Source organism: Aestuariivirga litoralis (assembly GCF_015714715.1).
Lineage (GTDB): Bacteria > Pseudomonadota > Alphaproteobacteria > Rhizobiales > Aestuariivirgaceae > Aestuariivirga > Aestuariivirga litoralis_A.
Window position 1 is genome coordinate 296,786 of record NZ_WAHS01000002.1, and the last position, 22,685, is coordinate 319,470.

21 protein-coding genes and 2 tRNA genes are annotated in these 22,685 nt (G+C 57.9%); 7 read left to right on the forward strand and 16 right to left on the reverse strand.

All coding sequences use genetic code 11. From position 1 onward, the window contains the following. The first annotated feature begins 44 nt into the window (after nucleotides 1-44). Genes F8B91_RS13160 through F8B91_RS13175 form a run of 4 tightly spaced genes read left to right on the forward strand, consistent with a single transcriptional unit; the run spans nucleotide 45 to nucleotide 5,621 of the window. Nucleotides 45-2,501, forward strand: coding sequence for a glucan 1,4-alpha-glucosidase (locus F8B91_RS13160; RefSeq protein ID WP_196504313.1), 2,457 nt, complete (start codon nucleotides 45-47; stop codon nucleotides 2,499-2,501). Between the two features lie 17 nt (nucleotides 2,502-2,518). Beyond that, nucleotides 2,519-3,532 carry a phosphogluconate dehydrogenase (NAD(+)-dependent, decarboxylating) gene (gnd, locus tag F8B91_RS13165; RefSeq protein ID WP_196504314.1) on the forward strand — a complete coding sequence of 338 codons (1,014 nt, stop codon included), beginning with the start codon at nucleotides 2,519-2,521 and terminating at the stop codon, nucleotides 3,530-3,532. Then, nucleotides 3,529-4,905, forward strand: coding sequence for a glucose-6-phosphate dehydrogenase (gene zwf / locus F8B91_RS13170; RefSeq protein WP_196504315.1), 1,377 nt, complete (start codon nucleotides 3,529-3,531; stop codon nucleotides 4,903-4,905). The genes gnd and zwf overlap by 4 nt, the downstream gene beginning before the upstream one ends. Before the next feature lie 20 nt (nucleotides 4,906-4,925). Continuing rightward, nucleotides 4,926-5,621: an ROK family protein gene (locus F8B91_RS13175; protein ID WP_196504316.1), complete on the forward strand. Its 696-nt coding sequence runs from the start codon at nucleotides 4,926-4,928 to the stop codon at nucleotides 5,619-5,621. A 12-nt stretch (nucleotides 5,622-5,633) separates the two neighbouring features. On the opposite strand, the gene F8B91_RS13180 is transcribed toward F8B91_RS13175, so the two are convergent. The 12 genes from F8B91_RS13180 to F8B91_RS13235 all read right to left on the reverse strand — a co-directional run bounded on the left by F8B91_RS13180 (nucleotide 5,634) and on the right by F8B91_RS13235 (nucleotide 16,070). Then, on the reverse strand, nucleotides 5,634-5,972 hold the full coding sequence (locus F8B91_RS13180) for a hypothetical protein (protein WP_196504317.1): 339 nt from the start codon (nucleotides 5,970-5,972) through the stop codon (nucleotides 5,634-5,636). A gap of 60 nt (nucleotides 5,973-6,032) precedes the next feature. Next, nucleotides 6,033-7,142: a substrate-binding domain-containing protein gene (locus tag F8B91_RS13185; protein WP_196504318.1), complete on the reverse strand. Its 1,110-nt coding sequence runs from the start codon at nucleotides 7,140-7,142 to the stop codon at nucleotides 6,033-6,035. Nucleotides 7,143-7,166: 24 nt separating this feature from the next. Then, the gene (locus F8B91_RS13190; protein ID WP_196504319.1) at nucleotides 7,167-8,225 is read right to left on the reverse strand and encodes an ABC transporter permease; all 1,059 of its coding nucleotides are present in this window, start codon (nucleotides 8,223-8,225) and stop codon (nucleotides 7,167-7,169) included. Then, nucleotides 8,222-9,715 carry a sugar ABC transporter ATP-binding protein gene (locus tag F8B91_RS13195; RefSeq protein ID WP_196504320.1) on the reverse strand — a complete coding sequence of 498 codons (1,494 nt, stop codon included), beginning with the start codon at nucleotides 9,713-9,715 and terminating at the stop codon, nucleotides 8,222-8,224. The genes F8B91_RS13190 and F8B91_RS13195 overlap by 4 nt, the downstream gene beginning before the upstream one ends. Before the next feature lie 93 nt (nucleotides 9,716-9,808). After that, the gene (locus tag F8B91_RS13200; RefSeq protein WP_196504321.1) at nucleotides 9,809-10,681 is read right to left on the reverse strand and encodes an NAD(P)-dependent oxidoreductase; all 873 of its coding nucleotides are present in this window, start codon (nucleotides 10,679-10,681) and stop codon (nucleotides 9,809-9,811) included. Next, on the reverse strand, nucleotides 10,674-11,159 hold the full coding sequence (locus F8B91_RS13205; protein WP_246715257.1) for a gluconokinase: 486 nt from the start codon (nucleotides 11,157-11,159) through the stop codon (nucleotides 10,674-10,676). The genes F8B91_RS13200 and F8B91_RS13205 overlap by 8 nt, the downstream gene beginning before the upstream one ends. Before the next feature lie 24 nt (nucleotides 11,160-11,183). After that, a complete protein-coding gene (locus F8B91_RS13210; protein WP_196504323.1) occupies nucleotides 11,184-11,951 on the reverse strand; it encodes an SDR family oxidoreductase in 768 nt (255 codons plus the stop codon). Nucleotides 11,952-11,961: 10 nt separating this feature from the next. Next, nucleotides 11,962-12,993: an L-idonate 5-dehydrogenase gene (locus tag F8B91_RS13215; protein WP_196504324.1), complete on the reverse strand. Its 1,032-nt coding sequence runs from the start codon at nucleotides 12,991-12,993 to the stop codon at nucleotides 11,962-11,964. A 1-nt stretch (nucleotide 12,994) separates the two neighbouring features. Further along, entirely contained in the window at nucleotides 12,995-13,942 is a 948-nt protein-coding gene (locus F8B91_RS13220; protein ID WP_196504325.1) for a 2-hydroxyacid dehydrogenase, read from the reverse strand. A 61-nt stretch (nucleotides 13,943-14,003) separates the two neighbouring features. Beyond that, on the reverse strand, nucleotides 14,004-15,002 hold the full coding sequence (locus F8B91_RS13225; protein ID WP_196504980.1) for a LacI family DNA-binding transcriptional regulator: 999 nt from the start codon (nucleotides 15,000-15,002) through the stop codon (nucleotides 14,004-14,006). 134 nt (nucleotides 15,003-15,136) lie between these two features. Continuing rightward, nucleotides 15,137-15,901 (reverse strand): SDR family NAD(P)-dependent oxidoreductase, encoded by a 765-nt coding sequence (locus F8B91_RS13230; protein ID WP_196504326.1) that lies wholly within the window; start codon nucleotides 15,899-15,901, stop codon nucleotides 15,137-15,139. Between the two features lie 94 nt (nucleotides 15,902-15,995). Further along, nucleotides 15,996-16,070 (reverse strand) — tRNA-Gln (locus tag F8B91_RS13235). A 145-nt stretch (nucleotides 16,071-16,215) separates the two neighbouring features. Between F8B91_RS13235 and F8B91_RS13240 the strand changes: the two genes are divergently transcribed. Further along, nucleotides 16,216-16,292, forward strand: a tRNA-Pro gene (locus F8B91_RS13240). Nucleotides 16,293-16,361: 69 nt separating this feature from the next. Here the strand turns inward: F8B91_RS13240 and F8B91_RS13245 are convergent. From F8B91_RS13245 to F8B91_RS13260, 4 genes are read right to left on the reverse strand one after another with little or no spacing between them, the layout of a single operon-like run. After that, nucleotides 16,362-16,967 (reverse strand): biotin transporter BioY, encoded by a 606-nt coding sequence (locus F8B91_RS13245; RefSeq protein ID WP_196504327.1) that lies wholly within the window; start codon nucleotides 16,965-16,967, stop codon nucleotides 16,362-16,364. Between the two features lie 30 nt (nucleotides 16,968-16,997). Beyond that, nucleotides 16,998-17,828: an alpha/beta hydrolase gene (locus tag F8B91_RS13250; RefSeq protein WP_196504328.1), complete on the reverse strand. Its 831-nt coding sequence runs from the start codon at nucleotides 17,826-17,828 to the stop codon at nucleotides 16,998-17,000. Between the two features lie 3 nt (nucleotides 17,829-17,831). Then, the gene (locus F8B91_RS13255; protein WP_196504329.1) at nucleotides 17,832-19,250 is read right to left on the reverse strand and encodes an amidase; all 1,419 of its coding nucleotides are present in this window, start codon (nucleotides 19,248-19,250) and stop codon (nucleotides 17,832-17,834) included. Beyond that, nucleotides 19,243-20,634: an aminopeptidase P family N-terminal domain-containing protein gene (locus F8B91_RS13260; protein WP_196504330.1), complete on the reverse strand. Its 1,392-nt coding sequence runs from the start codon at nucleotides 20,632-20,634 to the stop codon at nucleotides 19,243-19,245. The genes F8B91_RS13255 and F8B91_RS13260 overlap by 8 nt, the downstream gene beginning before the upstream one ends. 100 nt (nucleotides 20,635-20,734) lie before the next feature. Between F8B91_RS13260 and gabT the strand changes: the two genes are divergently transcribed. Together gabT and F8B91_RS13270 are read left to right on the forward strand one after the other, a co-directional pair. Then, complete coding sequence (gene gabT, locus F8B91_RS13265) at nucleotides 20,735-22,042, forward strand: 4-aminobutyrate--2-oxoglutarate transaminase (RefSeq protein WP_196504331.1); 1,308 nt, start codon at nucleotides 20,735-20,737, stop codon at nucleotides 22,040-22,042. Nucleotides 22,043-22,045: 3 nt separating this feature from the next. Next, a complete protein-coding gene (locus F8B91_RS13270) occupies nucleotides 22,046-22,678 on the forward strand; it encodes a glutathione S-transferase family protein (protein ID WP_196504332.1) in 633 nt (210 codons plus the stop codon). The last annotated feature ends 7 nt before the right edge of the window (nucleotides 22,679-22,685 follow it).

A 22,685-nucleotide genomic window follows, 5' to 3' on the forward strand; every position in this document is an offset into this window, starting at 1 on the left:
AGAAGATATCTTGCGCATCAAAACTTCTGGACTAAATCAGATGCATGAACGCAAGTGACGACACTGCAGCAAGGCTTGATGCAGCACCAGGCTCCCCCGGCATCGAGCCGCGCTGGACATCAAGCGCCAAGGTCGGCGTGGGCACCGCACTCAATGATGCATCGCCCGTCTGGTTCACCCACAGCCATGGCATCCTGAATGAAATCTACTATCCCGCAGTGGACAGCGCCTGCACGCGCGACTTCGGATTGCTGGTGCTGGGTCCTGATGGTGCATTGGCGGAAGAGAAGCGCGATTGCGTTTCCACTTGCAGCGCGGTGGATGGCGGCATCCCGGCTTTCACGCTCTCTAACACTGCGAAGGATGGAAGTTTCATCATCACCAAGCAGATCGTGGCCGATCCCGCCCGCGCCTGCGTGCTGCAGCGTGTGAATTTCAAATCGCTCAAGGGCAAGGCCACTGACTACAAAATCTACGCATTGATCGCCCCGCATCTGGTCAATGCCGGAAAAAACAATTCGGCCTGGATCAGTGAACATCAGGGCCACCAGATTCTTTTCGCTTCCGGCCAATCACGCTTCCTCGCGGTCGCATCATCACTCGGCTGGCGCAACGCCTCAGCGGGCTTCGCCGGCACCTCCGATGGTTGGACGCAGTTGAAGCACCAAGGCACGCTCATCCCCTATCAGCGCGCCGACCATGGCAATGTCGCACTGACGGGCGAGATTGCCTTCAGCGAAAAAAACGCCACCGTCACCCTAGCCATCGCCTTCGGTGCAACCCATGCCGAAGCGGCGGGTGCTGCTCTGGCCAGCCTCGCTGAAGGGTTCGAAAATGCGTGGGATGGCTACCTTGCTGAGTGGCGCGTCTGGCAGCAAACGCTGCTGCCACTAGACCCTCCGGACACCCTGCCAAAAGGCTCCAAAAAGCTACGGACACCTCGCGCAAAAGCCAACAATGTGAACCACTACCGCACCTCCACGGCAGTGCTCGCCACCCACCGCGCCACAGCGCCAAGAGGTGCGGTTGTAGCCAGTCTTTCCATCCCCTGGGGCGCCTCCAAAGGCGACAATGATCTGGGTGGTTATCACCTCATTTGGCCGCGCGATCTGGTTGAAATTGCTGGCGGTTTCCTCGCCGCCGGAGACAGCAAGGAAGCCCTCGCCATTCTCGAATATTTGCGCGGCGTACAGGCCCCATCCGGTCGCTGGCCGCAGAATTTCTGGTTGGATGGTGAGCCCTATTGGTCGGGCGACCAGATGGATGAATGCGCCTTTCCAATCCTTCTGGCCGATATGCTATGGCGCCAGAATTATCTTTCACAACAGAATGTTAAATCTTTCCTTCCGATGGTCCGCCTGGCCGCCGGCTATGTCCTGATGAACGGCCCCGTCACCGGCGAAGACCGCTGGGAAGAAGATGGCGGCTATAGCCCCTTCACCTTGGCTGTGGTCATCTCAGCCCTCCTCGCCGCAGCAGATTTCATAGAGAATTCAGGTGATTACAGCGCGGCCACCCATCTGCGCGAAGCCGCCGATTGTTGGAACGAGCAGATCGAAAACTGGACCTTGGCCGCCAATGACGAGCTTTGCGTTTCAGCAGGTGTGAAAAGCTACTACGTCCGCATGTCCGGCACCTCCCCAACCGATGTAGCCAGCGCGATGCGCGGAACTTTGGCCATCAAAAACCGCCCGGCTGACTTCGTAAGCCCTTCATCCGAAACGATTATCAGCCCGGATGCTTTGGCCCTCGTCCGCTTCGGCCTGCGCGCCGCCGATGATCCCCGCATCACCGACACGGTAAAAGTCATCGATCATGTCTTGCGCAAAGACGTCCCCCAAGGCTCTCTCTGGTACCGCTACAATCAAGACGGTTACGGCGAACATGATGACGGCGCCCCCTTCGACGGCACTGGCCGCGGCCGCCTCTGGCCGCTTCTCGCCGCCGAGCGAGCACACTACGAAATCGCCGCTAACAATCTCAAAAAAGCTGCAAATCTCATCGCCACCGTCGAAGCATCTAGCAATGAAGGTGGCCTCCTCCCTGAGCAAACCTGGGATTCACCCGATATCCCAGAGCGCGAGCTTTTCTTCGGCCGCCCATCCGGCAGTGCCATGCCATTGGCCTGGGCCCATGCCGAACACATCAAACTCCTCCGCTCACTGCATGACGGAAGAGTCTTCGACATGCCGCCGCAAACATTGGCGCGTTACGTGAAAAAGCAATCGCCATCGCATCTGCGCATTTGGCGTTTCAACAACAAGCTGTCATCCATTCCACAAGGAAAAACCCTTCGTATTCAATTGGGTGCAAGGGCCATGATCCACTGGAGCGTGGACGATTGGAACACCACCACCGATACCAATACGCAGGAAACCAGTTTCGGCTCGCATTTCACAGATTTGGGAATCGCCGCCAAAAGCCATTATGTGGTGTTCACAATCTTCTGGCCTGATGACAACAGGTGGGAAGGCGAAAACTTCACCATCGAAATCATTTGAGACTTCAGGAGGATAGAATGCAAATCGGAATGATCGGGCTGGGCCGCATGGGTGCCAACATGGTACGGCGCTTGCTCAAGGCCGGGCATGAATGCGTGGTCTTCGACGTCAACAAGGCCAATGTAGAAGCACTGGTGAATGAAGGTGCCACCGGCGCCACCTCGATGGCCGATCTCGCCTCCAAGCTCGCAGCGCCTCGCGCTGTATGGCTGATGCTGCCCGCTGCCATCACCAGCCGTATCGCACACGAGGTGGCCGGCAGTTTGCAAAAAGGTGACGCCATCATCGATGGTGGAAACTCCATGTATCGCGATGCGATGGACCTGGCCGAAGAACTGTCAACAAAGGGCATCGACATGATCGACGTCGGAACTTCCGGCGGCGTCTGGGGCCTCGACCGCGGCTATTGCCTGATGATCGGCGGCCCCAAAGCCGCGGTGCTGCGTCTTGATCCTCTCCTCGCTGCTTTGGCGCCAGGTGCGGATGCAGGAGTAACGCCCGATCCCGGCGCCAGCACCGCCACGCGCGGTTATCTGCATTGTGGCCCTACAGGTGCTGGGCACTTCGTGAAGATGGTGCATAATGGTATCGAATATGGCGTCATGGCCGCCTATGCCGAAGGCATCAACCTGCTGCACGCAGCGAATGCCGGCAAAGAGTCTCGCGAGATTGATGCGGAAACAACGCCGCTCAAGGATCCGCAATATTACCAGTTTGATTTTGATTTGCCCGCGATCACCGAAGTGTGGCGCCATTCCAGCGTGATCAGTTCCTGGTTGCTGGATCTCACCGCCGCCGCCTTGAAGTCTGACCCGCAGCTGGCCACTTTCGGTGGCCGCGTTTCAGATTCCGGTGAAGGCCGCTGGACCTTGAATGCCGCGATTGATACGGGCGTTCCTGCCCCGGTTCTGGCCTCGGCCTTGTTCGAACGCTTCGCTTCACGGGGCAATGATGAATTCGCCGGCAAGCTTCTCTCCGCCATGCGCCACGCTTTCGGCGGCCATCTCGAAAAGCCGGCGGCCAAGTCATGAGTGAAGTGAGATCAGATGTTCTGGTGGTTTTCGGCGCTACCGGAGACCTTGCCCATAAGATGATTTTTCCAGCGCTCTACGCGCTGGTGAAATCGGGCCATTTGAACGAGCCGGTGATCGGCGTAGCCTTTGACGCCTGGACGCTGGATCAACTGATTGCCCGCGCCCGAGATGCGGTGGCCACGCAAATCCCCGGTTACGACGAAGCCACCTTCCTGAAACTCGCGAGCCTTCTGAAATATGTTTCAGGCGATTACCGTTCCCCAGATACATTCGAGAAATTGCGCGTCGCATTGAACGGCGCGAAGAATCCGCTGTTCTATCTCGCCATCCCGCCGTCTCTGTTCGAGACAGTGGCGCAGGCATTGCAAACGGCAAAAATCTCCGATGGCGCGCGCGTGATGGTCGAAAAACCTTTCGGCCATGATTATGAATCGGCACACCACCTCAACGCCGCGCTGCATGCGGTGTTTGATGAAGATGCCATTTTCCGCATCGATCACTATCTTGGCAAAGAGTCGATCCAGAACATCCTCTACACGCGCTTCGGCAATGCGATCCTCGAACCGATCTGGAATCGTGACCGTGTTTCATCGGTGCAAATCACGATGGCCGAAAATTTCGGCATCAAGGGCCGTGGCAAATTCTATGATGAAGTGGGCTGCATCCGCGATGTGATCCAGAATCACTTGATCCAGGTTCTGCTGCTGCTCGGTATGGAGCCACCGGCTTCGGGGGCAAGCGACGATCTGGCGGATGAAAAAATCCAAGTCCTGAAATCCATCCGTCCACTGACGAAAGACAACGTGCTGCGCGGCCAGTTTGAAGGCTATCTCGATGAGCCCGGTGTAGCCCCAGGCTCCACCATGGAAACCTTCGCCGTGGTGCGCCTCTTCATTGATGCCTGGCGCTGGAAGGATGTGCCCTTCTATATCCGCGCCGGCAAGAATCTCCCGGTGCGCGCGACTGAAGTGGTGGTGCGCTTCAAGCAGCCGCCCGTCTTCGTATTCGATGAGATCAAGCTGGAAGAATCCAACTATGTCCGTTTCCGCCTTAGCCCGGAAGTCGTGGCCGCTATCGGTGCCAGGCGTAAAGCTGCGGGCGAAACCATGGTGGGTGAGCCGATTGAACTGGCAGCTGTGGACAATAATGAAGGAGACATGGAACCCTATGAACGCTTGATCGGTGACGCCATGAATGGCAGCCGCCAATTGTTCACCCGTCAGGACGCCGCCGAACTCGCGTGGAAAATCGTTGATCCGATCATTGGGGACTTAGTTCCTCCGCTGCTCTATAAACCAGGCACCTGGGGGCCCGTGCAGTCCGACACAGATTTCTGCCCGCCCGGCGGCTGGATCAATCCAAAGCCTTGAGACCACAAAAGGAGGATGAAATGCCAGAAGCTCCGCGCACAAAATCTAATCCGATCGTGTTGGCCATCGACATTGGCGGTTCGCATGTAAAGCTGAAGCTCAGCAATTCTGATGAAGTGCTGCGCGATGATTCCGGCCTGCAATTCACCCCCGAAGCCATGATGGCCATCATCAAGCGGCTGACCGAGGGAAAGCCGTTTGACCTTGTATCCATGGGCTATCCCGGACCCATCATTCACAACCGGATTCTGGCGGAGCCGCATAATCTCGGCCCCGGCTGGGTCAAATTCGATTTCGAAAAGGCCTTCGGCAAACCCCTGAAAATCGTCAATGACGCGTTGATGCAAGCCATCGGCAGTTATAATGGTGGGCGTATGCTGTTTCTCGGTCTGGGCACCGGCATGGGTGCTGCGATGATCGCCGAGAATGTCGCGCAACCGATGGAACTGGCGCATCTGCCCTACAAAAAGGGCAAGACCTTCGAGGATTATGCGGGTGAGCGCGGTCTGGAAAAATACGGCAAGAAAAAATGGCGCAAGAACATTTTCGATATTGTCGAGCACATCACGGCGGCGCTCGAGCCTGATGAGATCGTAATCGGTGGCGGGAATGTCGTAAAGCTTGATGAGCTCCCGCCCAAATGCCGCGCCGGTTCCAATGCCAATGCCTTCATTGGCGGGTTCCGCGTGTGGCAAGACAAGGATTTGCGAGTTTGATTTTGCTAGAGACTAGTCGGCCAATTTTACATCGTGCCGCAAGTCAAACACGGTATGAAAAATCCGCCCGTCAAACATCTTGATCAACTCGCCCGTCACGTCGCGGCTCTTGAAACGCACATCCGAGGCTAGCGCCCGTTCGATCGCGGCCATTGAGGGATATTTTATCGAGAGCACCATGGCATAGTGCGGGCTTTCCGTGTCGCTTTCCTTCTGGCTCAGCACGCGCACTTCTTCGGCACCTGGAAACTGCGTCCAAAGCGGTACAAGCTTTTCCGATACGAATTCATGGAAGGTTTTTTCCTGACCCGGCCTCACCTTGCCTTCGAAAAATGCGCAGCGGATGAACATGGATGCTCCTTCAGAAATAAAAAGGGCGCGCCATCACAGCGCGCCCGGCAGTCAGGGAGGTTAAGCTTTGCCCCAGATCTTCTTGTAGGCATCCTGGTAGCCGTTGCCAGGGTCGAAGGTGTTCTTCGGGCCGCCGTCGAATTCAACATTGGCCTTGGTCACCACATGCAGCGGCGAAACATAGCCCGACCACTTTTCACCCGAGACAGCACGATTGAGTTCATCAACAAGTTGCCAACCCTGCAGGTTCAGCGGCTCAGCCACTGTTGCGGCCTGGAACTGGCCGGAGCGAATGCGCTGATAGGCGGATTCCGAACCGTCACCAGCAGACACATTCACCGGTGCTTGGCCAGAGCCGGCGATACCAGCCGCAGCCAGAGACGGGCCCATGAAGTCGAAATACAGATCGTTGATTGCCAGCGAATGCGTCCACTTCGCACCATGCTTTTGCAGCAAAGTTGTGGTCAGCTGCGGCATGCGCTGCGAAGTTTCAGCAATCGGAGTATCCACCCACTCAACCGTCGTGCCGCCCAGCTTCTCGATCACTTCCTGCATCTTCTTCGCCTTGGCGACTGCGATGGCATAGGTCGAATCTGTGAAGTAAATGCAGCCCGGCTTGCCCTTGGCATCGATATAGGCCCACATCGCCGCAGCGGTCGAAACCTGCATCGGATCTGTGGTTACGTTGGCAAACACACCCGCATCGGCCATCGGGCCGATCACAGGGCCGGCATGCCACGACACGAAGGGGATCTTGGCGTCGAAAGCGGCCTTCATGGCCGGAGCCTGTTCAACAGCATCGAAACCAAGGATGGTGATTCCGTTCGGCTTCAGCGCCATGGCCTGGTTCATGGCAGCTGTACGACCGGCCACAGAACCGGCACCGTCGATGGTCTTCACCGTCCAGCCGATGGCAGCGGCGGCTTCTTCAAGGCCCTTGGTCACACCCACGATGCCGCCATTCTTCATGTCACCGGCAAGGTTCACGATGGTCTGGCCTTCTTTGGCCTTCGGGCCAGTCGTGGGGCCATCCCACTTGTCAACTTTGACGGCGTATTTGTCGACAATGGCTTGAGCTTCAGCCATCGAGTCGGCATAGGCCACGCGGGTCAATGCCGGAATGGACATGCCAAGTGCCATGCCCCTCATCAGTAACTGTCTACGATCCATAGTTTCCTCCTGTTGATTGTTGCTTCAGTTGTTGGGTGGATTGGTGGGAACGGAAGGCATCCTTTGCACGGCACCGCGACGGCGCTGGGCATACCCCGCAATGCCGATGGCGATGAGCAGGGTGACACCATTGAACATCGGTTCGACCCAGAAGGACCCGCCGAATTGCTGAATGCCGGAAATGCCAACGGCGAGAATGATGATGCCCACCATCGTGCCCCAGACATTGACGCGGCCGGGCTTGATGGTGGTGGAACCAAGGAAAGCGCCGACAAGGGCGGGAAGCAGATATTCAAGCCCCACGCTGGCCTGGCCGATGCGCAGCTTGGCGGCAAGTAAAATCCCGGCGAGCGCCGTGAACAAACCCGATGCAATGAAAGAGCCCATCACAAACTTGCGCACTGGAATGCCGTTCAATGCAGCAGCCTTTGGGCTGGCCCCAATTGCGTAGAGATAGCGGCCAATCGGCAGGTATTCATAAGCCAGCCACATGGCGATCGCGATGGCGATCACGTAATAGCCGGTGATCGGCAGGCCGAGTACCATGGTAGAATTCAGGGCGTAGAATGAATCAGGCACCACGCCGACGATTTGGCGTCCGCCGGAATGCCAAAGCGCCAATGCATAGAGAATGGTGCCCGTGCCTAGCGTGGCGATGAAACTGTCGATGCGCGCCACTTCCACAAGCAGCCCGTTGATTGTGCCCATCAGAGCGCCAAGCACCAGCACGGTGAGCACCGCCATCGGCCAAGGAAAGCCATAAAGCGTCTGCAGCGAAATCGCCAGGATGTGCCACAGCACGATGCCGTAACCCACGGTCAAATCGATGCGGCCGGCGGACATCGGGATCATTACGCCCAGCGAGAGGATCAGAATGATCGCTTTGTCCGAAATGATTGAGCGTACATTCAGCAATGTCGGGAATGTGTCGGGCAAGAGAACAGAAAAGAGAAGGACCAGCAGCACCATCAGCAGCACAAGGCCATAAGTCGGGAGGTAACGCCCCAGGCGTTGGCTGAAGCTCAAGCCCGCCAGTTCACTGCGGGTGGGCTCAAGCGCGGTTGACTGAATGGAATTGCTCATGCGGCCTCGCTGGCAGATGCGGCGTGGATGAGCGCCGCGGTCGAAAGTTTGGATTCGGGAATTTCGGCAACAATGCTCCCACGGGAAAACACCAGCGCACGGTGGCAGATATGCGCCACCTCTTCAAAGTCCGTGGAGACTACAATCACCGTCAGTCCGCGCTCCAGCGCAGCCGCGATCAGCCGGTAGATTTCGGCCTTTGCGCCAACGTCCACGCCTGAGGTCGGGTCCTCCGCGATCAGTACTTTGCGACCCGTGGCCAGCCAACGCCCGATCACCACCTTCTGCTGGTTACCGCCGGAAAGGGCTTCCACAGGCAGGTGTGGATCATTGGGGCGCAGTCCCACTTCCAGGCCGATGCCATGAGTTTTTTCACCCTCGGCTGCGGGTGATAGCACCGACATCAATGTGCGCCCGATAGCAAAGGGATTGAGGAACATGTTTTCACGCACAGAAAGAGACAGCGCCACGCTTTCTTCTGTGCGGTCACGCGCGACAAGCCCCAAGCCCTGCTCCAGTGCCGCTTGCGGCGAGGAGAGATCAAGCAGCTTGCCGTCAAGATAGGCAGTGCCCGCACTTTCCTGCGCGCCAAAGAGCGCCCGGCCAATCGCCTCGTGCCCGGCACCACGCAGGCCAACGAGGCCCAGCACTTCGCCTTGGTGAGCCGCGAAATTCACCGGTCCACCGCCGAATGTTACAAAGCTGGAAAGTTTCAGCGTCTCGCGCCCGCGCTTACCAGCACCACGCACATAGAGATCCTTCACTTCGCGGCCGACGATCATGTTGACCAACTCGGATGGAGTCGTGTCTTTTACCCTCTTGGAACCCACCAGACGGCCATCTCGCAGCACGGCCACACGGTCAGCGATACGGAAAATTTCATCCAACCGGTGCGAGACATAAATCATGCCTACGCCGCGCGCGCGGAGTTCACGGAGCACCTTGAACATCCGCTCCACTTCATCCGCCGGAAGGCTGGCCGTTGGCTCGTCCAGCACCAGCACATCAGCCTCGGCAGCGAGCGCACGGGCGATGGCGACGAGAGATTTTTCTGTGCGACTCAAATCATGCACGCGCTTGGTCGGATCGAAATCGCAACCGACCATGTTCAGCGCCTCGACGGCACGCTGCTCCGTCTGCCGCCAGCTGATGAGTCCACCGCGCTTTGAATAGCGCTGCCCCAGCCCTACATTCTCGGCCACCGTCATCCATTCGATCAGGCCCAGATCCTGATGAATGAAGGCCACGCGTTGCTTTTCATTGGGGCGCGGCGGACGATGCGCATAGGCCTCGCCTTTGAACAGGATGCGGCCTTGGTCGGGGGTATGAATTCCGGCAAGAGATTTAATCAGGGTGGATTTACCAGCACCATTTTCACCCAGCAGTGCCAGCACCTCGCCGGCATCGAGATGCAGCGACACATCATTTAGCGCAACGGTGCCACCGAAGCGCTTGGTGATGTTTTCGAAGGCGAGCAACCGCTCAGTCAAATTCCTCTCCCGGGCTCGGCAGTGTTCTCACCGCTCGAATAATGTTATCGATAACATCGTAGGACGTGTTTCAAAGTCAAGTCAACTGCAAAATCACTTTCCGTCGAGCAGACGCATCGCCTCGGCGCTGTCCTTTGCGCCCAGTCCCATCACGATCAACAGGCGGTGAATCTCGGTGACGGCACTCGTCACCGGCAAGGGTGTTCTGGTTTTCAATGCAAAGGCCTGGATGGAATCCAGGTCCTTCAACATGTTACCCAGCGAACCGGTGGCGGTGAAATCACGCGCAGCAAATTTCGCCATGAACTCCTGCATGATGCGCCCATCAGCCCGGCCACCAGCGAGTGCCGCAGGAATCTTGGCAGGGTCCACACCACCTGCTTCCGCCAGCTTCACGGCTTCCGCCACGGCCTGGAAGGCCAAGGCGCAGAACAGCTGGTTCACCAATTTCGTGGTTTGCCCCGCTCCAGACCCGCCCATCAAAGTATAATTGGCCGAGAGATCTTTCATCACCGCACGGGCCCGCTCAAAATCTTGCGGCGTGCCACCTGCCATGATGGTCAGCGTGCCATTGATGGCACCGGGCGTGCCGCCTGACAGCGGGCAATCAACCCAGGCCATGTTGAATTTTTCTTTCAACAAAGCGGCCATTTCCGCAGTGGCTGCCGGGTCAATCGACGACATATCGATCAGCAACTTGTCTGCGCTTGCCGCTTCGGCAACGCCGCCTTCATCAAACACCACCTTGCGCACGATGTCGGCATGATTGAGACTCAGGATCACAAAGTCAGATTTTGACGCGGCTTCAGCCGCCGTCTTCGCCGCATGAGCCCCTTTGGCAACCAATGCAGCCACCTTTTCAGCATCCACGTCGAACGCATGGACGTGGTGCCCGCGTTCGAGGAAACGCGTGGTGATGGCCGCCCCCATAATGCCTGCACCGATGACGGCGACCTTCTCAGCCATGAGATTTTTCTTCCAGCCAGGTTGCAGCCTGCGAAATCAGATGCGGCACATCATCCGCAACATCCAGCCGCAACGCATCTTCATCAGCCACGGGAGGTTCCAGTGTTCTAAGTTGGCTATCGAGCAAGGAAGGCGGCATGAAATGGCCCTTGCGCGCATCGATACGCTCCTGCAGCAGGCCGCGCGCGCCATCCAGAAAAACGAAAGCCACCGGGCGGCCTGCAGCGCGCACGATGCATTCGCGGTAAGACCGCTTGAGCGCCGAGCAGGAGGCGATTGCGCCTTCCGTGCCGGCCAGTTCAGCACCAATCCGCTTCAGCCACGGCCAGCGATCTTCATCCGTCAAGGCAATGCCAGCCGACATCTTGGCAATGTTCGCCTCTGGATGCAGCCTGTCGCCTTCAACGAAAGCTTTGATCCCAAGCTTCTGCGCCAATCCCTCACCCACTGTGGTCTTGCCACAGCTGGTAACGCCCATGACAACTGCAGCCCCCTTGAACATCTAGAGCACCGACGTGATGCCGCCATCCACATAAAGGATGTGGCCGTTAACGAATGACGAAGCCGGTGAAGCCAGGAAGATGGCCGCGCCAATCAGTTCTTCCACATCACCCCAGCGGCCTGCGGGCGTGCGCTTTTCCAGCCAGGATGAAAATTCCGGATTATCGACCAAGGCCTGGTTCAGCGGCGTCTTGAAATAACCCGGGCCAATTGCATTCACCTGAATGCCATGCTTGGCCCAATCAGCGCACATGCCCTTCGTGAGCATTTTGATGGCACCTTTGGTTGCTGTGTAAGGCGCAATCGATGGGCGACCCAGTTCGCTCTGTACCGAGCAGATATTGATGATCTTGCCAGCCTTGCGCGCAATCATTCCTTTGGCCACCGCTTTGCCCACCAGAAACGCGCTTTCAATATTGACGCGCAGCAGTTCGCGGAATTTATCCGCCGGAAAATCCTCCAGCGGCGTGCGGAACTGCATCCCGGCATTGTTGATCAAAATATCAATCGCGCCATGGTTCTTCCCAATGTCCGCAATGGCGGCGTTCACCTCCGACTCTTCCGTCACGTCAAAAGCAGCAGCCACAACATCAAGCCCCTTTGCCGCCATGTCCTTGCGCGCCGTTTCAAGCTTGGCCTTGTCGCGGCCATTGAGCACCAACCTCGCACCCGCCTGCCCCAAGCCTTCCGCCATGGCATAGCCAATGCCTTGGCTTGAACCGGTGACTAAAACCAATTTGCCTTTGAGATTGAAACGTTCCAGCGACATCAGATTTCCTTCATGCGAATGCGATCTGCACTTTCATGGCTTGGGCGCGGTCATTGGCAAGGTTAAAGCCAGACAGCGCATCATCCAGCCTTACCCTATGCGTGATCAGCGGCTTCACATCAATAAGCCCCTTTTGCATCAGGCTGACGGCCGTCTTGTATTCGCTGTGAAAACGGAACGTGCCTTTGAGTGACAGCTCCTTCGCAGTCACCTGCATCATTGGAAGCGTCATGTCGCCGCTCATGCCCAGTTGCATCAGCGTGCCACCGGGCCGCATGACGGAAATGGCCGAGACCAAGGCTCGCTGCGCGCCGGAGCATTCATAAAGCACATCGAATGCGCCCTTGTCGGCTTTGTATTTCTCCAACGCATCCGGCGCCTCAGCCGTATTAAGCGTGACATCGGCACCCAATTGCTTTGCCATGCCGAGCGTAAAGTCAGTGAGGTCGGTGGCGACAATCAAATCAGCGCCCGCACGGCGCGCGCAGATAATGGACAGAAGCCCGATTGGGCCGCAGCCTGTCACCAGCACGGACTTGCCCAGCAACTCTCCTGCCCGGCGCGTAGCATGCAGCGTCACAGAAAGCGGCTCAGCCATCGCAGCCTCACCGGCAGTAAGACCATCGGCTACAACGCATTGCGTGGTGTCAGCCACCAGCACTTCGCGGAACGCGCCCTGAATGTGGGGAAAGGGCATGGCCGAACCATAAAAGCGCATGTTCAGACATTGGTTGTGCATGCCCTCACGGCAATATTTGCATTGATAGCAAGGACGCGATGGTGAAACCGCCACCAGTTGCCCGATCGCAAGTCCCTGCACGCCGTCACCGAGTTTGGTGATATGCCCGGCCACTTCATGGCCCAAGATCATCGGTTCCTTCAGCTTCACCGTGCCAAAGCCGCCATGATTATAGTAATGCAAATCCGATCCGCAGATCCCGCCCGCCGCCAGTTTGACTTGCACTTGGCCGGGCCCCGGCTCTTCCACATCGCGCTCCTCGATGCGCAAGTCCTTGGGTGCGTGAATGACAATGGCCTTCATTTCAGATCACCGGTGTGAGCAATGGTTTTCCAGCAAAATGCGCTGAGAGATTGTCCCGCAGCAACTGGCCCATGGCCTTTCTGGTTTCCAAAGTGCCCGATGCATGATGCGGCTGCAACAACACATTCTGGAGCTGCAGAAAGCGCGGATTGAGCCGAGGCTCGCCCTCAAACACATCAAGTGCAGCGGCGCCAAGCTTGCCAGTTTCCAGCGCCGCGAGCAGCGCCTCCTCGTCAATATTGGCTGCACGTGAAATATTAATCAGCATCCCTTCGGAGCCAAGCGCCGCGATCACTCCGCCATTCACGATGTGCCGGGTTTGGGCATTGGCGGCCAATGTCACAAAGAGGAAATCGGACTCACGTGCCAATTCAACCGGGTCTGCAACATAGCGCCAGTGAGCAGCATCTTTCTTGGGCGTCCGGCTGGAATAGGTGATGTCCATTCCAAAGCCTTCGAGCCTTTTGCCAACCTCAAAACCAATCCGCCCGAGGCCCAGGATGCCGGCGCGCTTGCCCCATACGCGGCGCTGCAACGGATAACCGCCCTTTTCAATCCAGCTGCCATCACGGGCCCATTTTTCAGCACCGATCATGCCGCGTGACAGGCAAATCATCATCGCCACGCCCAGGTCAGCGCAATCCTTGGTGAGCACGTCGGGTGTGTTGGAAACCCGCACGTCATGCTCGCGCGCCGCAATCAGATCAACCGCATCAGTGCCCACACCATAAACTGAAACCACTTCGAGTTTGGGGCACGCTTCGATCATCGCTCGGTTGGCACCCAGCTCGCCACGCGTGGCAATGCCGCGAATGACAGGACCAATCTTGGCAAGAAACGCAGCCTTGTCGGGCGCTTCAAAATAGCGATGCACGTTGAAAGCTTGTTCAAGCGGTTCCTGGTCCCAATTCGGGTATGGCCCCACTTGCAATATGTCTGGCTTGGTCATTTTGATCCACAAATGTTATCGATAACATAAACACCGAAAACATCGCCTGTCCAGTCCCGACTTACGTGCTCTCCCGCGCAATCACTTCATAGCGGGTGATCACCGTGTCGGGCGCGGTCGGTTTGCCCGTTCGCTCGCCCTCAATGGCGCGCATCAGCAACTCACCCGCCCGGCGGCCGATGTCGTAGCAATGCACCCCCACGGTGGTGATGGTAGGATAAGAACAACTCGAAATCTCGAAATCGCCGAAGCCCGCAATCGCAACTCTCTTGGGTACAGCCCATTTGCGCTTCTGGCATTCCATCAGCGCACCAAAGGCCGAAAGGTCAGACACGCATATGGCGGCTTCCACCTCTGGCCACTGCTCGATCAACTTCGCCAGCGCCTCGCCGCCCTGTTTCATGCTGATCGGCGGCGTACCAAATGAAATGACACGCGTTTCCTTCAGGCCCAGTTCGGCCATGGCACGCTCGTAGCCCATGCGCCGGTCAGCGCCGCGCGTGTCGCGGTTGGTGGTGCCACCGATAAAACCGATCTTGCGATAACCCTGCTTGTGCAAATAACGCACGAGAGCCGCAGACGCTTCCGCATTGGAAAAGCCGACCACATGCTGGATGGGTTTTGCCGGCAGGTCCCAGGTTTCGATGACGGGAATGCCGGCATTTTCCAGCAGCCTGCGCCCCCGCTCGGTATGCTTGCCACCGGTCACCACAATCGCTTCCGGCCTGCGGCGCAGCATGGATTCAATCAGCTCTTCTTCCTTCTCCACCGAATAATCTGTGTAGCTGAGAAGAATTTGCAGGCCCGTGCCCTTCAAGGCGTCCGTCAATCCGCGCGCCGTATCGGCAAAGTTGGAATTGTTGATCGAGGGAATAAGTGCCGCCACAAAACCCGTGCGCTTGGATGAGAGGCTTCCCGCCGATTGATCCAGCACATAGCCAAGCTCATCCACGGCACGCTTGATGCGTTCACGCGTCTCTTCGGCAATCGACGCGCCGTCCTTCAGGGCGCGGGACACCGTCATGGTCGAAACGCCCGCCTTGCGCGCCACGTCTGACATGGTGGGCGCTGCGACGCGCTGTTCCTTGGATTTTAGGTTCCGTGCCCGCAAAGTTCCGCCCCGAGCAATTTATCTGTTATCGATAACACATAGCAGACGGGTGGCGCGCGTGACAATGAAGTTTTGGAACAGCGCTACCGTGTCGTGTACCCGCCATCGATCACCAGCACTTCGCCTGTGATATAGCTCGAAGCATCAGAGCAAAGGAACAAAGCTGCGGCGGCCACTTCTTCGGGTTGACCCACCCGGCCCATCGGCGTCATTTGCCGCCAGGTGGGGAACCATTCCGGATTGGCAATGCCACCACGTGAAAGATCTGTTTCAATATAGCCGGGTGCCACCGCATTGACGCGAATGTTTTCCGCGGCAACTTCGCTGGCCAGGCTTTTAGTCATCATGTGGACCGCAGCTTTCGAGCTGTTATAGGCAACCTGGTTTTGCGGAATGTTGGAAACAATACCCGACATGGAGCCCACATTGAGAATGACGCCGCCGCCCTGCTTGCGCATGGGCGGCAATACGGCGCGGCAGCAACGGAACACAGCATCCACATTGACAGCCATGATGCGGCGCCAGGTTTCTTCCGGATAGTCCGCGCTATCACCATGGATGGCGATGCCAGCGCTGTTGACGAGAATGTCAATCCGCCCGGCCTTGGCCAGCGCTTGCGCGACCAAGGCATCTGCGGCCTTCACATCTTCTAGTTCGGCTGGAATGAAATCAAATCCCGGTTTCAGCTTTGACAGGATTTTCTCAGCCTCCTTGCCCAAGGTGCGTCCACTCACAATCACATGGGCACCAGCCTCGCCCAGCGCCTGGGCAATGGCCAGGCCGATGCCGCGGGTGCCGCCGGTGATGAGTGCGGTTTTGGATTCAAGTTTGAACCGATCGAGGATCATGATGTTTGCCTTGGGTTAGAATATTTCATCAGAAAACATGAAAACCAAAGCTGCTGCAACTTGCATTGCACAACCATTTTCAGAGGAGAAGGGTTGGCTGGGGCGGGAGGGATCGAACCTCCGAATGCCGGAATCAAAATCCGGTGCCTTACCGCTTGGCGACGCCCCAATTCAACGCTTTGCCAAAGGCCAGAGCCTGAGGCCCAACTGCCTGCAAATCGCTGGAAGGTGCCGCTCTATAGCCAGATAAAGGGTGAAGAGCAATCGCCTTGCGCCCGGAGAATTCTGTGGTTATAGGAGCCCACCAGATCAGTCGGAGCGTAGCGCAGTCTGGTAGCGCACCTGCTTCGGGAGCAGGGGGTCGGAGGTTCGAATCCTCTCGCTCCGACCAGTCTTTCCTAAATCCCGACCAACAAAAAAGGCCGCTTTGCAGCGGCCTTTTTGCGTTTCTTTTTGAACGTTAAGCCTTGCTGCTTGACCAGCTGGCAAAGAGCGCAAAACCTGCAATGAAGGACTTGATCACATCCCCCAGCACAAACGGCAGGAAGCCGTTCTGAACGGCGGCAATAGCCGCGTTAGCAACGCCCATGCCCTTGGTTTCAACAAACCATGTGCCCAGCCACAGTAGGCCTGGGATATAGATAATGGCGGCACCAATGGCACAGGCAATCACCATGCGCGGCAACGAGGAAATCCAGCCCGATTGCGCCAGCCAGCCGACGATACCGGCGGCAAAAATGAAGCCGACCACGTAACCCATGGAAGGCGAAAGAAATAGATAATCCAACTTGCTATCAAAAAGCCCGCTCTTGCCGCCAGCAAAGAAGGGAAGGCCGAGCGCACCTTCAAACATGTAAAGTGCCAGCGTGGCGGCACCCAACCGCGCGCCGTAAGCCCCGCCGACCAGCAGCACAGCCAGCGTCTGCAGTGTCAGCGGCACCGGCCAGAAGGGCACGGTCACTTGGGCCGAACCTGCCACAATGAGGCTGCCTGCAATGGCCAGCGTCAGATTGCGCACAATGTCGCTTTGGATGGGCAGAAGGCGCAACGCCAAGGTTTTATTCATCGTCAGATTTCCCTTCGAATGGCGACAGGTTTAGCCTTGGGTCATCCTAATCGCAAGCGTGTTTAGCACGGCACCCGGAGCGGCCAGACTGTCCACCACGGTAAAGTGATTGGCCTTTTCAACGCTGACGACACGGGGGGAAAGTTCCTGCCAATGCTGGGCTAATTCTGCCGATTGGCGGTGGAATTCTTCCGGTTCTTTCTCACCCACGGCCAGCACCAGTTTTGCCTTGGATGCCAAAGGTGTGGCGCACAAATTCAGCGTGCAGGCAGACGGCGCCGTGAGCTTTAGATTCTGATTCAGCGACGTATTCATCAGCGGCGCCACATCGAAAATGCCCGAAAGCGCAATCACGCCGGAGATCGGATTTTCCGGCAAGCCATGCGCCGTCCAGTCTTCCACCAGATGCGCTGCTGCTAGATGTCCCCCAGCCGAATGCCCCGTCACCACAATTGCCTTGCGCCCGGCATCGCTCAGCACTTCACGGTAAAGATAAGCAAAGGCTTTGGCACATGATGTGCGGATGTCGCCAATCGCAACCTCCGGGCAAAGCGGATAATTGATCAGCGCAACGGAAAGCCCCTGCTCTACAAATCCATCCACCACCCAACTGGTTTCAAATTTCGAATACCAAGTCCAATAGCCACCATGAACATAGACCACGCAACCGCGTGGATTGACTGCCGGATAGAAATCCACAATCTCCCGCGCATGCGGGCCGTATTTGATATCGGCCTGGAATTGATACTTCTCGCGCGTGATAGCGGCACGCTGCCGCCAGCCGTCAAAAATCGGCGCGGTATTTCCCACTGTCTTGCTCGGGAGATATTGGACTTCATGCCATTCGGAATCGCGTGTCATGAATCAAGCCCTGGGCGCGCGCGGCTCAATGGGCGTCAATGCCCCAAGCCCCAACGCCTGTTCTATCCATGCCGCCATGCCTAGCAACTTTGCTTCCTGCCTATTGGGTACGATCACTTGCAAGCCCACGGGCAGGCCCGCTGCAGTGAACCCGCAAGGCAGTGAAAGCGCCGGGCAAGCACACAGCGTGGCCACACCGGCAATCAGCAGCCAATCCACATAGGTTTCAAATTCAACACCAGCGCAGGATGTGACGTAACGCTCCTCCACCGGAAATGGCGGAACAATGGTGGCGGGGCACAGCAGCAAATCATACGTGCCCAGAAATTCGTGCATGCGCCGGAACAGCGCGCCGCGCTCGCCTTCTGCAATGGCGATCTCGTCGCCACTGAGCGCCAGGCCCTTTTCGATATTCCAGATCACTTCCGGCTTCAGCAGGTCACGATGATCGCGCAACAGCCCGCGCATGCCGGTGGCAAAGCCCAGCGCGCGCAAAGTCTGGAAACAATGCATTGCATCGCTGAGGTCCGGATGCGCCTCCTCCACGATCACGCCTTCGCCTGCAAGTTTTGCAGCCGCAGCCATGACAATCTTTTCAACTTCAGGATCAACCGGTGTGATGCCCAGATTGCGGCTCACTGCAACACGGCGTGGCTTACGCGGCGCGGCGGTCGCACTCTGAAAGCTTTCCGCCTCGCGAAACATGGAAAGCGGATCACCCGCCTCCGTTCCGCTCATCGCGTCAAGCAGCAACGCCAGATCTGCAACATTGCGCGCCATGGGGCCTTCCACGCCCAATGTGCCGTCAATCTTGCTGAATACGGATGCAGCCACCCGGCCTGGCGATGGCCGAAGCCCCACCACGCCACAAAAACTTGCCGGGCTGCGCAAGCTGCCGCCCATGTCCGAACCATGCGCCAGCCACGCCATGCCGCTGGCCAGTGCCGCTGCCGCACCACCCGATGAGCCCGCCGCCGACAAGGAAGTGTTCCACGGGTTACGCGTCACGGGGAACACATCGTTGAAGGTGTGGCCGCCCGCACCAAATTCCGGCGTGTTCGACATCGCGAAAACCACCCCGCCCGCGGCTTCGAGATGCTCAACCAGAATGTCGGATGTCTCTGCGATCCGGTTCGCAAAAATGCGTGACCCTTGTGTGGACCGAACGCCGGCCACATCAGTCAGATCCTTGATCGGAAGTGGCAGGCCGCCCAGAAGGCCGCGATCCGCCGCCGGGCACTTCATCAGTTCACGCGCATTCTTTTCGGCGCGATCAAAACACAAAGTGGCCAGTGCATTGGTGGCGGGGTTGGCCGCGGCTACCCGCGCCTGAACCACAGTGAGCACTTCAAGCGGAGAAATCTTGCCGGATTTCAGCAGCCCCACAACATCACGCGCCGAAGCGCGAATGAGATCATGCATCAGCGTCTCGCATCGCCATGGCCTGATCAGGTGCCAGCCAGAACGGCGGCAGCCACGCCGCCATGTTGCTGAAGGGCAGCACCTCCGGCTTCAATCGAATGCCCAGCGTGTTCATCATAAACGCCCGCCGCGCTTCTATGCGCGCCCAGGCTTCCGGATAGGCCGAGGCAAAAGCCGCGCGCAAATTCGCATCCGCCAGCGCAATGCCATCCTCGATATTGCTCATGAAATAATCCGTGCCAGTGGCCGGGATGATGTCACATTGCAGCGCCATGCCGGAACGCAGCTTGGTACTGCCGCCCTTCTTCATCGGCGAATGCACCCATTCATCGAGATGAATATAATGGCCGGGATTGAGCCCGATGCCGAAGAACTTGTCGCCCACCAGCGCCATCACGCGGTCATAGACCTCGCCGCCCGAAACGCCGATGCCGATGGTTTCATACCAGGCCACGGCGGAAGCAAAGTAAGGCGCCACCAGCTTCGCCACATAATCCTGAATGCCGGGCTTCAAATCTTCCGGCCCGCGCGCCAGGAATCCAGCGCGGCAATTCAGTGCGCCCATCAGGCCAACGCCCAATACAATAGGCTCGCCCTGCTGCATCACCCGCATCGAAGGGCTGGGCAGGCCATATTTCGCGCGCGGCCCCGCACACATATTGATATGCACGGCCATGGGAAAGCCATCGAAGCCCATTTTGCTGCAGGCTTCATATTCATTCATGCCAGGCTTCGATCCCAGCACCACATTCTTCACCCGCTGCGAAGAATGACAGGCCGCATATTCAAACCGCGCCAGCTGGTCCACTTCATTGATGATGCGCAAACCATCAATGGGGTTCATCAGAAGATCCGCCACATTGCGCACCGGGCCGAATTGCTTCAGCGTGTTCACCAGATAATGCGGCGTCTCGAACCAGTTCGCGTCATAAGTCCCCGCCTCGTTCTCATAACCCTTCCAGCCTGCAAGGCCGATCGACATGCCAGGTTTCAATCCTGCCTGCTGTAGCAAGGTGGCCAGCGGCCGCTCCTGGTCGCGCGGCTGTCCCATCAGGCTCAATTGCTGCCACAGCACGCGCTCAAAATCGCCTTCCGCCACTTCGGCATAGGGAAAGCCCTCATTGCCGGCAAACAGCGTGGGCTTGCGGTCTTTGGTGACGACCAGCAGCGCTTCTTCAAAGCGCGGATCATAACCGCTGGCCCAGGAAATATTGGCCACATGCTCGCGGTCGCCATAGATCACCACGGCATCCAACCCCTGCGCCACAAAGCGCGAGCGTAATCGCTCGATACGGGCTTGGTAGAGGCTTCGCCCCAGCGCAGGCTCGGTGCTGGGCAGGCCGAATTCGGGAAGGGTGATGGTGGTCAGTTGAGGCTGTCGCATGAAAGCTTCATAGCAGGCGGCTTAATCTGGTGCCACGGATTCCGGTTGAGAGGGTTCAACCGAACAGGCTAGACTGCGCCAAATTCCAAGGAGATCCATCATGAACGCACCGATCACCCGTGAGCCCGCAGGTTCCAACAAAGCCTGGGTGGAGCGCCGCAGCAAAGCCGTCTCCCGCGGCATCGGCATGGGTGCAGCGGTCATGGCTGAGCGGGCCGAGAATTCCGAAATCTGGGATATTGAAGGCAATCGTTACGTTGATTTCGGCGGCGGCATCGCCGTGGTCAATACCGGCCACCGCCACCCGCTGGTCATGAAGCGGGTTTATGAGCAGCTCGAAAAAGTCACGCATACATGCGCGATGGTGATGCCCTACGCACCCTTCATCGAAGTGTGTGAAAAGCTCAACGCCGTGGCGCCGATTTCCGGCGAGAAGAAATCCGCCCTCGTCACCACCGGTGCCGAAGCGGTCGAAAATGCCATCAAATATGCGCGCGCCTATACCGGCCGCAGCGACGTGATCGCCTTCCATGGCGGCTTCCATGGCCGTACACTTTTGGGCATGGCGCTCACCGGCAAGGTGCAGCCCTACAAGGCCAAGTTCGGCCCCATGCCTGCCGGCATCTGGCACGTGCCATTCCCGGTTGAGCATCGCGGCATCACGGTGGAAGATTCCATTCACGCCATCGAGCTTCTGTTCAAATGCGATGTGGAGCCGCAGCGCGTCGCCGCCATCATCATCGAGCCCGTGCAGGGCGAGGGCGGTTTCTATGTTGCGCCCAAGGAATTGATGCAGCGCCTGCGCAAGCTGTGCGACGAGCATGGCATCTTGCTGATCGCCGATGAAATCCAGTCCGGCTTTGGCCGCACCGGAAAATTTTTCGCGATGGAGCATTTCGGCGTGGAGCCTGATTTGATGACAGCGGCGAAATCCCTGGCCGGCGGCTTCCCGCTCGCCGCCGTGGTCGGCAAGGCCGCCATCATGGACGCGCCAGATCCAGGCGGCATCGGCGGCACCTATGCCGGCAACGCCATTGCCTGCGCCGCAGCCTTGGGCGTGTTCGAAGCCTTCGAAACCGAAGACTTGTTGAACAAGGCATTGAAGCAGGGCGAAACCATCATGAAGCGCCTGAAGGCGATCAAGGCCAAGGGCAAGGGCATGCCGATGGGCGACATCCGCGGCCTGGGCGCCATGTGTGCCTTTGAAGTGGTCACCAAGCAGGACTCCGATGAGCCCGACGCGGCAGGCACCAAAGCCCTCGTGGCAAAATGCCTGGAGCGCGGCTTGCTCATTCTGTCCTGCGGTGTTTACGCCAACACCATCCGCCTGCTCACCCCGCTCACTGCATCTGATCTGGTGCTGAACGAGGGCCTCGACATTCTGGAGGCGGCCATCACCGGAAACTGAGCCATGGCAAAATATGTTCTCTATGGCGGCCCAGGGTCTGGTTCAGTTTCGGTTGAAGCTGCTTTGCAAGAAGCTGGGGCCGATTTCGATCTGGTGCATATTGACACCAACAAGAAGGAAAACTTCGACGCGAAATTCACCGCCATCAATCCGCGCCAGCAAATTCCGGCGTTGATTTTACTTGATGGAACTGTCGTGACCGAATGTGCCGCCATTTTGTTGCACATCGCCGATGCGTTCCCTACTGCAAATCTAGCGCCAAAGCCGGGCAGCAGTGCGCGTGCCCTGCATGACCGCTGGTTGGTCTTCCTTGCCGTGAATATCTACGAAGGGGAATTGCGCAAAGGCTATTCCGACCGTTATTCCGACGATATTGGCCACGCTCAGGCGATCGCCGGAGCTGCGGGTAAATATGTCGAGCGCCATTATGGGATTCTGGAGCAGCAAATCGGCGCGGGGCCATATTTCCTTGGCCAGCAATTCTCGGTTCTGGATATCTATATCTGGATGGTGGCGCAGTGGATGGACCAGGACTGGTTAGTCAGCAACTGCCCCAAGGTTCTTGCGCTTGCCAATGCCGTAAAGGCGCGCCCCAAGATCAACAAAGTGCAAGCCAGCCATTTCGGCGCGGCTTGATTTCAAC